Here is a 14,474-nt window from a genome sequence, read left to right as displayed (position 1 = left end):
TTCTGTCTCATCGGTGGTTTCGGCTAAGATTGCAGGTTCAGCAATCATCCGGCCGTACCAGTGAAACGAACTTCCCTCATCGCCGCGCTCGTGGGCGCCGCCATCCTGGCCATCGGCACGGCCGTCTACTTCACCGATACCATCGAACAACGCCCCGGCGCCCTGGCCATCCTGACGCCGCCCGTCGCGAAGACCACGCCATTCTGGCCGGCGCGGGTGAGCCTGCTGGCGGGCGACGGCCGCGACGGCGTGATCGACGGGCCGGGCAGCGCCAGCCGTTTCAGCGATCCCTATGGCGTGGCCATCGGCGCGCGCGGCGCGGTCTACGTGGCCGACGGGGGCGAAGCCAACCGCATCCGCCTGATCCAGCCCGACGGCGCGGTCTCGACGCTGGCCGGCGGCAAGGAAGGCTTTGCCGACGGCATCGGCGCCGCGGCCGCCTTCCACACCCCGTCCGCCCTGGCGCTCGACCATGAAGGCAACCTGTACGTGGCCGACACCGGCAACCATGCGATCCGCAAGGTGGCGCCCGACGGAACAGTGACCACGGTGGCCGGCAGCGGCAGCCCCGGCTACCTGGACGGCATTGGACGTGCGGCCCAGTTTAACGGCCCGGTCGGCATCGCGGTGGACGACGCCGGCATCGTCTACGTGGCCGACACCTACAACGACCGCATCCGCCGCATCGCGCCCGATGGCATGGTGACCACGCTGGCCGGCAATGGCAAACCCGGGCTGCTGGATGGCGCGCTGCTCGACGCCGGCTTCGACACCCCGAGCGCGCTGGCGGCCGGCCGCGACGGCACGCTGTACGTGGCCGACACCGGCAACCACGCGGTGCGCCGCATCAAGCCCGACGGCACGGTCGACACGCTGGCGATCCCGCTCGAAGGCGAGACCAGGCCGCCGCTGCGGCGTCCGGCGGGCCTGGCGCTCACGCGCGACGGCTACCTGTACATCGCCGCCAGCGCCGGCGGCCGCATCCTGCAACTGACGCCGGAAGGAGAAATGCGCCCGCTGCAGGACGTCGACCGCCCGCTCGATCCGAACGGCTTCGGCAGCGACGGCACGGTGCAGCTGTACGGTCCGCGCGGCATCGCGGTCGGCCGCGACGGCAGCCTGGTGGTGGCGGACGCCAATGCCCACCGCGTGCACCGGCTGGCGCCGCCGCGCGAGGGCGAACCGGCGCCGGTGCTGGCGCGGCCGGCGCTGGTCACGCGCACCGAACCGATGCCGTGGCCGGTCGGCCCGCAAGACATGGTCCATGAAGTCGTCGGCGTGATGGGCGAGGTGCGCGGCGCCTACAACGGCGACAGCCGCCACCATTTCCACGCCGGCCTGGACGTGCGCGCCGACGTCGGCGCGAAGGTGCTGGCGGTGTTCCCGTCGAAAGTGACCGACCCGCATGCCAACTGGGGCTTCAACACGCTCAGCGAAGGCCTGAGCGTGGGCCCGCTCTCGTATATCCACATGCGCGTCGGACGCGACCCACAGGGCCGGCCGCTCGATAAGCGCTTCCAGATCCTGCGCGAAGGGAAAGCGAACGGCGACGGCAAGGCCGTACGGGTGCGGGTGCCGCGCGGCACCCGCTTCGCCGTCGGCGATGCGCTCGGCACCATCAATGCCATGGCCCACGTCCACTTGGATTACTACCAGGGCGGGACGGTGGTCAATCCGCTGACCCTGCCCTTCGTCGGCTTTACCGACACCGTCCCGCCGTTCATCCAGCGCATCGCGCTGTACGACGGCGCCGGCAAGCGCATCACGGCGAAGAAGGGCCAGCCGATCCTGTTGCCCCGCAGCCTGGGCGAGGTGCAGGTGGTCGTGAATGCCTACGACCAGGTGAACGGCAACCTGGCGCGCCGCAAGCTCGGCCTGTACAAGCTGGGCTACCAGCTCCTGCAGGCCGACGGCACGCCGCTGCCCGGCTTCGGGCAGCCCGTCATCACCCAGGTCTTCGACCGCCTGCCGCGCAACCAGGACGCCGTCAAGGCCGTCTACGCGCCAACCAGCGGCATCACGGTCTATGGCAGCAAGTCGACCCAGTTCGACTATGCGCTGGGCAACCGCCTGCAGGACGGCGAGATCGAGACCGGCAGCTGGCGCATCGGCGAGCTCGCGCCCGGCCGCTACACGCTGCGCATCCACGCCGCCGACTTCGCCGGCAATCTGGCCCAGGAGGGGCGCGACCTGGACTTCGAAGTAACCGACTAGACTGCTCACGTCCATGGAACCATTGCGCCACGCCGGCATCTGAATAGGACGGGCGAAGGAGGTGATGGTGGACAGGTACGACGTGCTCATCGCCGGCGCGGGGCCGACCGGCCTGGTGCTGGCCTTGTGGCTGGCGCGCCAGGGCGTGAAGGTCGCGGTCGTGGACAAGGCGGCGCAGCCCGGCACGACCTCGCGCGCGATGGCGGTCCAGGCGCGCACCCTCGAGCTGTACCGCCAGCTCGGCCTGGCCGACGAAACGATCGCCGCCGGCAAGCGCAACATCGCCCTCAATATGTGGGTGCGCGGCAAGCGCCGCGCGCGCCTGTCGTTCCAGGACGCCGGCGAAAAGCTCACGCCCTACCCCTTCGTGCTGGTGTATCCGCAAGACCTGCACGAGCGGCTGCTGCTGCGCCATCTCGGGCAGGCCGGGGTGCAGGTCCAGCGGCCGGTCGAGCTGGTCGCCTTCGAGGATCGCGAAGACTATGTGGTGGCGCGCCTGCGCGATGCTGACGGCGGCCTGCGCGAATGCGAGGCGCGCTTCCTGGCCGGCTGCGACGGCGCCAGCTCCACCGTGCGCCAGAAGCTCGGCGCCGGTTTCCCCGGCGGCACCTACGACCACGTCTTCTACGTCGCCGACGTCCAGGCCGCCGGCGTGGCGGCCGACGGCGAGGTGCACGTCTCGCTCGAGACGTCCGACTTCGTCATCATGCTGCCCTATACCGACACCGGACGCGGACGCCTGATCGGCACCGTGCACCGCATCTCCACCGACAGCCACGGCGCCGGCCCCTACACCTTCGACGACGTCGGCCACAGCGCCCTGTCCAGCCTGGGCCTGCGGGTCGACCAGGTGCACTGGTTCTCGACCTACCGCGTGCATCACCGCGTGACCAGCCATTACCGCAGCGGCCAGGTGTTCCTGGTGGGCGACGCCGCCCACGTGCACAGCCCGGCCGGCGGCCAGGGCATGAACACCGGCATCGGCGACGCCGTCAACCTGGCCTGGAAGCTGGCCGCCGTGGTGCGCCACGATGCGCCGGACAGCCTGCTCGACAGCTACGAGACCGAGCGCCTGGCGTTCGCACGCAAGCTGGTCGACACCACCGACCGCATGTTCAACTTCATCACCGCCGAGGGCAACTTCGCCGACTTCGTGCGCACCCGCATTGCGCCGCTGTTCGCCACGGTCGCCTACGGCGTCGACACCGTGCGCGAACTGATCTTCAAGATCGTCTCGCAGATCACGATCAGCTACCACGACAGCCCGCTCAGCATCGGCAGCGCGGGGAGCGTCAAGGCCGGCGACCGGCTACCCTGGGTGGACGCTGACGGCGCGGACAACCACGCGCCGCTGGAGAACATGGACTGGCAGGTGCAGGTCTATGGCGAGGCGGGCGACGGCCTGCGCGCCTGGTGCCAGCTGCACGGCATGCCGTTACGCGAATTCGCCTGGAGCGCGCGCCATGAAGCGGCCGGCTTCGCGCGCAACGCCCACTATCTGGTGCGGCCCGACGGCCACGTCGCCCTGTGCGATCCGGGCCATGGCCCCGATGCCCTGGCCCACTACTTCCGCGACCGCGCCTACCGGCGCTTCTGCGACTGACGCTACCCGCGCGGCATGAAATGCCGCCGCCCTTCTAGACATCAATGTCTAGATAACCTAAGCTGACTGTCGCCGGGAATCGTCCCGCCTCACAAGGACCGTCATGCTGAAGAAACTCGCCGTCAAATTCGCCATCGCTTCCTGCGCCGCGTTCGCACCCGCCCACGCGGCCGACCTGCCGGCCTACCCCTTCATCCACGTGAACGCCGCCGCCGACCTGCACGTGATGCCGGACACGGGCGAGATCGATTTCGAGATCGTCAGCCTGGAGCCCGACCTGGAAGCGGCCTGGAAGCTGGTCAGCGAACGGCTCGAGGCCAGCCGCGCGCTGCTCGCGCAGCACGGTGTCGCGGTCGAGGACATCGCGGTGCAGGACCTGCTGCGCCGTCCACTCAGGCAGGCCGATATACAGGGCGATACGGTGCCAGCGATCGAGACCCGCGCCGCGGTCCACGCCACGGTGCGCAACCTGGATGGCTGGACGGCGCTGATCCAGGCCTTGATGACGATGCCGAACGTCGAGTCGCTGGCGGTCGCCTTCAGCCGCAGCGACGCCGACAAGATCGAGGCCGAACTGGTGAGCCAGGCCCTGGCTGCGGCGCGCCTGAAGGCGCAGAACATCGCGCGCGGCATCGGCGCCAGGCTGGGACCGGCGAACGGCGTGGCGCTGGCGCCGCTGAAGAACCTGTCGAACGCGATGGGACTGGCGACCGACGGCCCGCGCTATACCCCGGTCGCGGCGGTGCGCGATCCGCTTCTGGTGGGCGTGCAAAAGCTGGTGCAGGGCGTGGACGTGATCTACCGGATCGGTAAATAGGCGCCGCCCCCGCGCTTCCGATGTCACCTTCCTGTCATGATGAAGCGTGCCGGGCAGTGAGCAAGAGTATGCTCGAGTCATCGACGTCATGTCAGTGAAAGGACCATCATGGCCAAGCAACAAAAACCGGCGCAGCCGGTGTCCAAGGCAACCCCGACGGCGGCTTCCCAGCCGCGTGAGACCGCGGCGAGCGGCCTGGAGTCGTTCCAGCAGCTGGACCAGGAACTGAGCCGGGAAGCCGCCGCCACCCCGCCGGCCGCGGAAGATCCGAAAGAAGACCAGCCGCTGCCGAAGGAGAAACCGATCCGCCCGGTCAAGGCCGAACCGGTGCGCCTGCGCGGGCGCATGACGCTGGAAGACGCGTTCCAGAGCATCGGCCTGAATTGCGTCCGCCAGATCGAGGCCAACGTGCCGGGCGTGCTGAAGCAAAACGTCGAAAGCCTGCACCAGATGCGGGTGGGCCTGCGCCGCCTGCGCGCGCTGCTTGCGATGTTCGAGGACCTGGCCGCGCCGCCGGTCGCCCTGCACGCCGACATCGAATGGCTGTCCGGCGAACTGGGACCGGCGCGCGACTGGGACGTGCTGGCCGACTCCACCCTCGACCGGGTCCACGGTTTCGACGCGACGGCGCTGCGCCAGGCCGCGCACGAGCGCGCGAACGCGCATCACGCGCACATCCTGAACGTGCTGCGCGAGCCGCGCTACCGTGACCTGATGACGCAGCTGAACGAATGGCTCGGCGAACGTCGCTGGCGTCTCGACGCCACGCTGGACAAGGATTCGCCCCTGGCCGAACGCGCCGCCAGGGCCGCCCTGCCCCTGCTGCGCAAGGCCGAGAAGCGCCTGGCCAGGCGCATCGACGGCCTGGACGAGGGCGACGCGCCTGGTCGCCACCGGGTGCGCATCGCCGCCAAGAAGGCGCGCTACGCGGCCGAATTCTTCCGCGACCTGCTGCCGGCGCGCCGCGTCAAGCGCTACGTCGGCCACCTGGAAAAGCTGCAGGACCGCCTTGGCCTCCTGAACGACATGGCGGTGGCCGACCACCTGCTCGAGGAACTCAAGGGCGGCGGCAGCCAGATCGCCAAGCAGGCCGCCTACGTGCGCGGCTACATGGCCGCCAGCGGCGAGGCCGGCGCCCGCGACCTGTCGAAGGCGCTGGCGGACGTCGCCAGGCGGCGCATCACGCGCTGAACGAGCTTGTGTTCAGCGCCTTCCGAAGACCGGAACGTGTGGCGCGGCGCTGTGCTTCGTCCATGCCAGGTCGTTGGGCCGCGCGCAACGCATTCATCCCTGGCCGGACACCGGCGCCATATTGCCGCAGTCGCTGCCCAGCCATTTGCCAGTGCCGCTGGTTTTCTGGGTCATCATCGCGCCGCCTGGACCGGCCATCGTGGCAGTCGAGTCGAAGGTGTAGGCAGTGTCGCTCGGGGTCTTCACGACAGCATCGATTTTCACTTGCGGCTGGTTGCACTGCATGCTCACATTCATGCCGCCAGCCGTCGGCGTCGCGTTCCTGGTGCAGCCTTCAGGACCTTTTTTACCAAACACGTCGAACTTCGCGATGTCTTCTTTCGTAATGCACTGTTTGGTGCGCAAGCCATCGTCGGTGAATTCCGTGCCGCTGGCGCCGAGCCTTCTTTGTATTTCCGCGCGCTGGGCGGGCGGCATCGAGGCCATCTGGCTCTTCATCAGCGCGACGATACCCGCCATCTGATTGCCCCCTGCCTGGCCGGGTAGCGTCATGTCGATCTGCCACAGTCCAGGCTTGATGTTGACTTGCTGCGCAAACGCATTCGTAGCGCACAAGGTGGCCATACTCAATGCGATGCTTGCGGTTCGAATCATGCTCATGGTCGCTCCTGGTAGGTGGGCCACCAGTGTAGCCGACCTGGCCGTGCATCCGCGCATGCGGTGCGGCCTGTCATATCCCAGGCGTGGGCGGCAAGCCGCGAACGCGTAAACGAACAAGCGCGCCATGCTCACGCAGGCGCGCTTCGTTTCGTGCGTCTTTTCAGGCGATTACTTGGTCGCCAGCACCCACTTGACCAGCGAACGCGCTTCGGCCTCGCTCACCTGCGGATTGGCCGGCATCGGGATCGGCCCCCAGGTGCCGGCGCCGCCTTTGAGCACCTTCTGCACCAGCTTGTCCTCGGCGCCCTTCTGGCCCGCGTACTTCTGCGCGACGTCCTTGTAGGCAGGACCGACCAGCTTGGTGGCGACGGTGTGGCAAGCCATGCAATTCTTGGCCTTGGCCAGGTCGGCCTGGGCGAATGCACCCGATGACGCGAAAGCCGACAGCACCACACACAACATCAGGGACCGCTTCATTTGTTTCTCCGAATTTATGACTGAGTGGATTCTACCCCCTTTCCCTGCGGGGCAAAGAGAGCGATACACTCTGTAACGCGATCGCCACGTTTACCAATATCCTGTAACAAGAAAATAGCAACTTTTGCCCGTCGGCATTCTTTTCTTTGTAAGATGTGAGGCCTGAAGGAGCTTTCCACATCATGCCACTCATCCTCTTGATCGTCGCCCTGGCCGCCTTGCGCTTCTTCGAGGTCTGGCGTTTTGCCGAGCTGTCCTGGTGGGTCATCGCCGGGCTGTTCGTTGCTGCCTTTATCTGGTTCGAGTACATCGAGAAAATGCTCGGGCTCGACAAGAAGAAAGAACACGAACTGCAGGACCAGCGCCGCAACGAGCGCGTCAAGAAGACCCTCGACAAGCGTCGCTGAACGGCGCCTGTAGGTGCCCTGTGATACATTGCACGTATCACAGCTTGTCCAATCACTCATGCATCCCGAACTGCGCCAGCTGCGCCATTTCGTCACCGTGGCCGAAGAGCTGCATTTCGGCCGCGCCGCGCGCCGCCTGCACATGACCCAGCCGCCGCTGTCGCAGAGCATCGCCAATCTCGAAGAACTGTTCAAGGCCCCGCTGTTCGTGCGCAACCGGCGCATGGTCGGCCTGACCGCGGCCGGCGCCGCCCTGCTGCCGGAAGCGCGCCGCATCCTCGAGGAAGCCGCCGCGCTGCCCGAGCTGGTGCGGCGCGCGGCCAGCGGCGAGGCTGGGCGCCTGGCCCTGTCGTTCGTCTCGACCGCGGCCTTGCGCATGCTGCCCGACGTGCTGCGCCGCTATCGCGTCGCCTATCCGGCGGTGCGCCTGGTGCTGCAGGAAGCGACCTCCGACGTCCAGTTCGAAGAACTGCTCTCGGGCCGCATCGACGCCGGCTTCGTGATCCCGCCGCAACCGGGCGCGCCCGACGGCATGGCCGACGGCGCCCTGGACTACCTCAAGATCGTCGACGAGCCGCTGGTGCTGTGCGCGCCGAGCGGGCTGGCGGCGCTGGAAAGGCCAGGCCCGGTGCGCCTGCGCGACCTGCCGCCGCTGCCGCTGGTGATCTTCCCGCGCACGGTGGCGCCCAGCCTGCACGATGCGATCCTGGCCTGCTTTCGCGCGGCCGGGGTGCTGCCCACCATCGGCCAGGAAGCGATCCAGATGCAGACCATCGTCAGCCTGGTTTCCGGCGGCATGGGCTTGGCACTTGTGCCACAATCCGTGTCGAACCTGATGCGTCCCGGCGTAGAATACCGTGCCCTGATCGATCCGGCGCCGCTGGCCGAAACCGGCCTGGCCTGGCGGCGCGACAACGATTCGCCCGTGCTGAAGGGCTTCCTGGAATGTTTGAAGAATTGAAGAGAGACTGACTATGCTGATTCATCCGCAGCCGGACCCGATCGCGATCTCGCTCGGCCCGGTGCAAATCCACTGGTATGGCCTGATGTACGTGGTCGCCTTTGCCCTGTTCATCATCCTGGGCCGGGTGCGCATCCGCATGCCGCACGTCGCGGCGCAGGGCTGGACCCGCGACGACCTGGACGACATGCTGTTCTACGGGATGCTGGGCGTGATCGTGGGCGGCCGCCTGGGCGAAGTGCTGTTCTACCAGCCGCTGTACTTCCTCGCGCACCCGCTCGAGATCTTCATGATCTGGAAGGGCGGGATGTCCTTCCACGGCGGCTTCCTGGGGGTGCTGATCGCGATGGCGCTGTGGGCCCGCAAACGCAAGCGCAACCTGCTCGACGTCTACGACTTCATCGCGCCGCTGGTGCCGCTCGGTTATGCCGCCGGCCGCATGGGCAACTTCATCAACGCCGAACTGCCGGGTCGCTTGGCCGACCCGACCCTGCCGTGGGCCATGCTGTGGCCAGGCGTGGCCGGCCCGCGCCATCCGTCGCCGCTGTACCAGGCGCTGGTCGACGGCGTGCTGGTGTTCGTGATCCTGTGGCTGTTCGCGCGCAAGGCGCGTCCGCGCCTGGCGGTCGGCGCCATGTTCACCCTGCTGTACGGCTGCGCGCGCTTCTTCACCGAGTGGTTCCGCGTGCCGGACTGGGAAACCACCGTGTTCGGCCTGCCGATCACCTCGGGCCAGGTGCTGTCGCTGCCGATGATCGTCGCCGCCCTCGTCATGCTGGCCTGGGCCTATCGCCAGGCGCCGGGACGGCCGGTGACCGCCTGATCCGCCTCTGAGTGAGCGAGCGCACAGAGCGCTCGCTCTTTACTGCTCGACAATGAGGCTCCACGGATCGGAGCCTTCATGAATCGACCCAGGCGCAGGCGGCATATCGGATGGTGGCTGCTCCTCGCGGCCATCGTCGTATTGACAGGCATCGCCTTCTCCATCATGTGGCGCCCCGCGCTGGCGCCGCAAGCCACGCCACCTTCCTTCGACCAGGCCCGCATCGAGCGCGGCGCCAACCTCGCAAACCTCGGCATGTGCGCCTCCTGTCACACCGCCGACCTGTCCCGCCCCTTCGCCGGCGGCAAGCCGATGGAGACGCCGTTCGGCACCGTCCACAGCACCAATATCACGCCGGACCGCGACACCGGCATCGGCGCCTGGAGCCCTGAAGCCTTTACCCGATCGATGCGCGAGGGCGTCTCGCGCGACGGCCACCTGCTGTATCCGGCCTTCCCCTATAACCACTACGTGCGCATGACGCAGGACGACATCGACGACCTGTACGCCTACTTCATGACGCGGCCCGCGATCGCCGCGCCGGCGCGCGACAACGCCATGACCTTCCCCTTCGGTTTCCGGCCGCTGGTCGGTTTCTGGAACGTGCTGTACCTCGATGATGCGCCGTGGCGGCCCGACCCGCGACAATCCGCCGAATGGAACCGCGGCGCCTACCTGGCCGACGCCGTCGCCCACTGCGCCGCCTGCCATACGCCGCGCACGAAGCTGGGCGGTCCGGATCTGAAGCGCCAGCTCGATGGCGGCGAAGCCGAGGACTGGTATGCGCCCGCCCTGAACCGTCACTCGCCGTCGCCGCTGCCATGGACGCGCGAAGCGCTGCAGGCCTACCTGCGCACCGGCATGGCCGAGGACCACGCAGTGGCCGGCGGCCCGATGCAGGACGTGGTGATGCACCTGGCCCAGGCCGATGCGGGCGACGTCGCCGCGCTGGCCGCCTGGACCCACGGCCACCTGTCGCAGGCGCCGGCGCGCACGACGCCGGCGCAGCAGGACGGCCCGCTGCCCCAGCCCGCCGCCGACGATCCCGAACTGCCGCGCATGCGCCTCGGCTACGAGCTCTACGCCAATTCCTGCGCGCGCTGCCATGACGTCGGCCGCGCCCCGAGCTCGGGCGCCGCACTGCCCCTGCAGAAGGCGATCGCCCTGTACGACCCCGACCCGCGCAGCCTGATCCATATCGTCGACAGCGGCATCCTGCCGCCGGATGGCGAAGCGGGACGCTGGATGCCCGGCTTCAAGGCGATCCTGACTGACGAGCAGGCCGGCGCGCTGGCCGCCTACCTGCGCAAGTACGGCGCCGGCCAGCCGGCCTGGCCGGAACTGGACGAGCAAGTGAGCAAAGCGAGAGCACCATGACGACCTACCGCCTGCAGGTGAACGGCAAGAGCCACGCCGTCGACCTTGAACCCGACACCCCGCTGCTGTACGTGCTGCGCAACGACCTGGGGCTGAATGGCGCCAAGTTCGGCTGCGGCCTGGGCCAGTGCGGCTCCTGCACCGTGATCATGGACGGCAAGCCCGTGATGTCCTGCCTGGTGCCCGTGTCGAGCGTCGGCGCGCGCGCCGTGCGCACCGTCGAGGGCCTGGGCAACAGCGACACGCCCGGCGTGCTGCAGCAGGCCTTCATCGACGAGCAGGCGGCGCAATGCGGCTACTGCATCGCGGGCATGATCATGCAGGCCACCGCGCTGCTCGAGCGCGAACCGAATCCGAGCGACGCCCGGATCCGCGCCCACATGTCGCCCAACCTGTGCCGCTGCGGCACCCATATGCGCATCCTGCGCGCGGTGCGGCGCGCGGCGGACCGGCTTGCGGCCGGAGGCAAGCGATGAGCCTCGACCAGGGTCGGCGCCGCTTCCTGGCCGCGGGCGGCGGGTTGACGCTGTCGTTCGCGATGCCGGCGTGGTCGGCGCAGGATGCACTGCCGAAGAGCCTGGAAAAAACGCCCTGGCTCGACGCCTGGATCCGCATCGACGCCGATGAACGCATCACGGTCTTCACCGGCAAGGCCGAGCTGGGGCAAGGCATCAAGACCGCGCTGCTGCAAGTGGTGGCCGACGAGTTGCGCATCGCGCCTGAGCGCCTGACCCTCGTCACCGCCGACACCGCGCGCACGCCGGACGAAGGCATGACCGCCGGCAGCAACTCGATGAAGGACAGCGGCGCCGCGCTGCGCCATGCGGCGGGCCAGGTGCGGATGCGCCTGGGCGAACTGGCGGCGGCGCGCCTGGCAGCGCCAGCGGCCGGCCTGGCATTGAAGGATGGCGCCTTCATCGCCCCCGACGGCCGCCGCGCCAGCTTCGGCCAGCTGGTCACCGGCCAGGAACTGCGCCTGCGCGCTACGCCGCAGCCGGCGCCGCCAGCGCCCGGCTTGGCGACGGCGATCGGCAAGTCGCTGCCGAGGATCGACATCCCGGCCAAGGTCACGGGCGGACGCGCCTACGTGCAGGACCTGCGCCTGCCGAACATGGTGCATGCGCGCGTGGTGCGCCCTCCCGCGCAGGCGGCGACCTTGATCGCGGTGGATACGGCCGCCGTCATGCGCCTGCCCGGTGTGTTGAAAGTCGTGCGCGACGGCCGCTTCCTGGCCGTGATCGCGGACGGCGAATACCGCGCCGTGAAGGCCGCCGCGCTGCTCGCGCGCGGCGCACGCTGGGAGACGCCGGCCGCGCTGCCGGTCCACCCGGACGTCAAGGCCCTGGTGATGGCGCAGCCGGCCGAACCGACCACCATCCTCGAACGCGGCGCGCGGGTGCAAGAAGGCGTGCACCTGAAGGCCACCTATACCCGTCCCTTCCAGCTGCACGCCTCCATCGGGCCTTCGTGCGCGGTGGCGCAGCTGGTGGAGAACCGCTACACGGTCTGGACCCACTCGCAGGGCGTGTTCCCGCTGCGCGGCGCGCTGGCCGAGCTGCTGGCGGTAAAGGAAGACGCGATCCGCTGCATCCACGTCGAGGGCGCGGGCTGCTATGGCCACAACGGCGCCGACGACGTGGCGGCCGACGCCGCCCTGCTGGCGCGCGCCTTCCCGGGCCGGCCGGTGCGGGTGCAGTGGATGCGCGAGGACGAGCATGCATGGGAACCGTTCGGCGCGGCGATGGTGGCCGAGGTGGCGGCCACGCTCGGTCCCGACGGCCGCATCGCCGACTGGCAGTACGACGTCTTCACGCCCCCGCACAACACCCGTCCCGGCAAGGCCGGCAACCTGCTGCCGGCCACGCATCTGGCGAAACCATTCGCGCCGCCCACCCCGAAACCCAGCCCGCAGCCGGAAGGCAGCGGCGACCGCAACGCGATCCCCTATTACCGGCTGCCGAACGCGCGCGTGACCCATCACTTCCAGCCGAAGGCGGTCCTGCGCACCTCGGCCATGCGCGGCCTGGGCGCCTATTGCAATGTGTTCGCGATCGAGAGCTTCATGGACGAGCTGGCGCGCGCGGCGAAAGTCGACCCGGTCGCGTTCCGCCTGCGCCACCTGGAAGATCCGCGCGCCATCGACGTGGTCGAGCTGGCGGCGGCGAAGTTCGGCTGGGATGGCTACAAGAAGACCGCGCGGCGTGGCCGCGGTTTTGCTTTTGCGCGCTACAAGAACCTGGCGTCGTATTGCGCGCTGGCGGTCGAGGTGGAAGTGGCGCGCGAAACGGGGCTGGTGCGCGTGACGCGCGTGTCGAGCGCCGTCGATTGCGGCGAGATCGTCAACCCGGACGGCGTGCGCAACCAGATCGAGGGCGGCATCGTGCAGTCGGCCAGCTGGACGCTGCTGGAACAGGTGCGCTTCGACGCCGCGCGCGTGCTCACCGTGGACTGGGCCTCGTATCCGATCCTGCGCTTCGCCCAAACACCGGAGAAAATTGACGTGCACCTGATCGACCGCCCCGGCCAGCCCTTCCTGGGCACCGGCGAGGCGGCGCAAGGCCCGGCCGCGGCGGCGATCGCGAACGCGGTGTTCGACGCCTGCGCCCTGCGCATGCGCGACCTGCCGCTCGACCGCGCGCGCGTCAGGAAGGCTTAATTGAACGCCTTCCAGAACATATAGGCCGCCAGCGCATACAGGATCACGGCGAAGATGCGCTGCAGCTGGCGCACCGGCATCTTGTGCGCGGCGCGGGCGCCAAGCGGCGCCATGGCCACGCTGGCCAGCACGATGATGGCCAGCGCCGGCAGGTAGACAAAGCCCAGCGACCATGCCGGCAGGCCCGGTTCGCCCCAGCCATAATACACATTCGACAGCGTCCCCGAGAGCGCGATCGGAAAGCCCAGCGCCGCGCTGGTGGCGACCGCGTTATGGATGCGCACGTTACAGCGCGTCATGAACGGCACCGAGACGAAGCCACCGCCGGCGCCCACCAGTCCCGACAGGATCCCGATCAGGCCACCTGTGGCGAACATGCCTGCCCGGCCCGGCAATTCGCGCGCCGCCGTCGGCTTCTTCCCGATCAGCATCTGGGTGGCCGAGAAGGCGACGAAGCAGCCGAAGAAGAAGGCCAGCACCGAGGTATTCATCTGCTTGCCGATCCAGGGACCGATCCAGGAACCGATCAGGATGCCCGGGGCCAGCAGGCGCACCACGGGCCACAGCACGGCGCCATGCTTGTGGTGGGCGCGCACCGAGGACATCGAGGTAAACAGGATGACGCCGAGCGCGGTGGCGATCGCCATGTGGACCACGAGTTCGTCGGCGATGCCGCGCGCGGTGAAGATCATGGTGATGAAGGGCACCAGCACCATGCCGCCGCCGATGCCGAGCAGGCCGGCCGCGAAGCCGCCGAAGGTGCCCATCGCCAGCAGGGCCAGGATCAGCCAGGGATCCATTCAGGCCTCCCTGGCGCGCACGAGTTGGACGACCGCATCCCATTCGGATCTGGTGACCGGCGAGATCGACAGCCGGCTGCCCTTTTGCAGCAGCACCATGCTTTCCAGCGCGGGAACGGTGCGCATCTCGGCCAGCGGCAGATAGCGCCCCGCCTCCCGCGCGCGCACGTCGATCGAGATCCAGCGCGGCGTTTCCGGGGTGGCTTTCGGGTCGTGGTAATGGCTGGCGGGGTCGAACTGGGTGGCGTCGGGATAGGGACCGCTCGCGATCTCGGCCAGCCCGGCCACGCCGGGCACGGCGCAGCTGGAGTGGTAGAACAGGACGCCGTCGCCGACGGCCATCGCGTCGCGCATGAAGTTTCGCGCCTGGTAGTTGCGCACGCCGAACCAGGCCACGGTCTGGCCGGGTGCGGACAGGACGTCGTCGAAACTGACTTCGTCCGGTTCGGATTTCATCAACCAATAGCGCATTGCGCCGATCTCCCTGC

The 14,474-nt window shown here is 68.7% G+C and carries 14 protein-coding genes; 10 read left to right on the top strand and 4 right to left on the bottom strand.

Going from position 1 to position 14,474, the window contains the following annotated elements; translation table 11 throughout:
- Window positions 1-60 precede the first annotated feature (60 nt).
- From HMPREF9710_RS08850 to HMPREF9710_RS08835, 4 genes are all read left to right on the top strand, one after another.
- Window positions 61-2,214: an NHL repeat-containing protein gene (locus HMPREF9710_RS08850; RefSeq protein WP_005665676.1), complete on the top strand. Its 2,154-nt coding sequence runs from the start codon at window positions 61-63 to the stop codon at window positions 2,212-2,214.
- Window positions 2,215-2,278: 64 nt separating this feature from the next.
- Entirely contained in the window at window positions 2,279-3,817 is a 1,539-nt protein-coding gene (locus HMPREF9710_RS08845) for an FAD-dependent oxidoreductase (RefSeq protein ID WP_229409753.1), read from the top strand.
- A gap of 103 nt (window positions 3,818-3,920) precedes the next feature.
- On the top strand, window positions 3,921-4,634 hold the full coding sequence (locus HMPREF9710_RS08840) for an SIMPL domain-containing protein (protein WP_005665674.1): 714 nt from the start codon (window positions 3,921-3,923) through the stop codon (window positions 4,632-4,634).
- 108 nt (window positions 4,635-4,742) lie between these two features.
- Window positions 4,743-5,825 carry a CHAD domain-containing protein gene (locus tag HMPREF9710_RS08835; protein WP_005665672.1) on the top strand — a complete coding sequence of 361 codons (1,083 nt, stop codon included), beginning with the start codon at window positions 4,743-4,745 and terminating at the stop codon, window positions 5,823-5,825.
- Window positions 5,826-5,918: 93 nt separating this feature from the next.
- On the opposite strand, the gene HMPREF9710_RS08830 is transcribed toward HMPREF9710_RS08835, so the two are convergent.
- Complete coding sequence (locus tag HMPREF9710_RS08830) at window positions 5,919-6,485, bottom strand: DUF3617 domain-containing protein (RefSeq protein ID WP_005665670.1); 567 nt, start codon at window positions 6,483-6,485, stop codon at window positions 5,919-5,921.
- A gap of 168 nt (window positions 6,486-6,653) precedes the next feature.
- Complete coding sequence (locus HMPREF9710_RS08825) at window positions 6,654-6,962, bottom strand: c-type cytochrome (RefSeq protein ID WP_005665668.1); 309 nt, start codon at window positions 6,960-6,962, stop codon at window positions 6,654-6,656.
- 182 nt (window positions 6,963-7,144) lie between these two features.
- Here HMPREF9710_RS08825 and HMPREF9710_RS08820 point away from each other — a divergent pair, with 182 nt between their 5' ends.
- The 6 genes from HMPREF9710_RS08820 to HMPREF9710_RS08795 all read left to right on the top strand — a co-directional run bounded on the left by HMPREF9710_RS08820 (window position 7,145) and on the right by HMPREF9710_RS08795 (window position 13,186).
- A complete protein-coding gene (locus tag HMPREF9710_RS08820; RefSeq protein WP_005665667.1) occupies window positions 7,145-7,369 on the top strand; it encodes a TIGR04438 family Trp-rich protein in 225 nt (74 codons plus the stop codon).
- A gap of 58 nt (window positions 7,370-7,427) precedes the next feature.
- Entirely contained in the window at window positions 7,428-8,330 is a 903-nt protein-coding gene (locus HMPREF9710_RS08815; RefSeq protein WP_005665665.1) for a LysR substrate-binding domain-containing protein, read from the top strand.
- Window positions 8,331-8,343: 13 nt separating this feature from the next.
- Window positions 8,344-9,153 carry a prolipoprotein diacylglyceryl transferase gene (gene lgt, locus HMPREF9710_RS08810; RefSeq protein ID WP_005665662.1) on the top strand — a complete coding sequence of 270 codons (810 nt, stop codon included), beginning with the start codon at window positions 8,344-8,346 and terminating at the stop codon, window positions 9,151-9,153.
- Window positions 9,154-9,231: 78 nt separating this feature from the next.
- Window positions 9,232-10,530 carry a cytochrome c gene (locus HMPREF9710_RS08805; RefSeq protein ID WP_005665660.1) on the top strand — a complete coding sequence of 433 codons (1,299 nt, stop codon included), beginning with the start codon at window positions 9,232-9,234 and terminating at the stop codon, window positions 10,528-10,530.
- Window positions 10,527-11,006, top strand: coding sequence for a (2Fe-2S)-binding protein (locus tag HMPREF9710_RS08800; RefSeq protein WP_005665659.1), 480 nt, complete (start codon window positions 10,527-10,529; stop codon window positions 11,004-11,006). Before HMPREF9710_RS08805 ends, HMPREF9710_RS08800 begins: the two co-directional genes overlap by 4 nt.
- Window positions 11,003-13,186, top strand: a complete 2,184-nt coding sequence (locus HMPREF9710_RS08795) for a xanthine dehydrogenase family protein molybdopterin-binding subunit (RefSeq protein WP_005665657.1) — start codon at window positions 11,003-11,005, stop codon at window positions 13,184-13,186. Before HMPREF9710_RS08800 ends, HMPREF9710_RS08795 begins: the two co-directional genes overlap by 4 nt.
- Here HMPREF9710_RS08795 and HMPREF9710_RS08790 read toward each other — a convergent pair.
- Window positions 13,183-13,986: a sulfite exporter TauE/SafE family protein gene (locus HMPREF9710_RS08790; RefSeq protein ID WP_005665656.1), complete on the bottom strand. Its 804-nt coding sequence runs from the start codon at window positions 13,984-13,986 to the stop codon at window positions 13,183-13,185. The two genes, HMPREF9710_RS08795 and HMPREF9710_RS08790, sit on opposite strands and share 4 nt — an antisense overlap.
- Window positions 13,987-14,457, bottom strand: coding sequence for an EVE domain-containing protein (locus HMPREF9710_RS08785; RefSeq protein ID WP_005665655.1), 471 nt, complete (start codon window positions 14,455-14,457; stop codon window positions 13,987-13,989).
- Window positions 14,458-14,474: the final 17 nt, after the last annotated feature.

Origin of the sequence: Massilia timonae CCUG 45783 (assembly GCF_000315425.1) — a bacterium.
Taxonomy (GTDB): Bacteria; Pseudomonadota; Gammaproteobacteria; order Burkholderiales; family Burkholderiaceae_D; genus Telluria; species Telluria timonae.
Note: the sequence above shows the minus strand (reverse complement) of the source record. Positions and strands in the feature narration are given on the sequence as shown.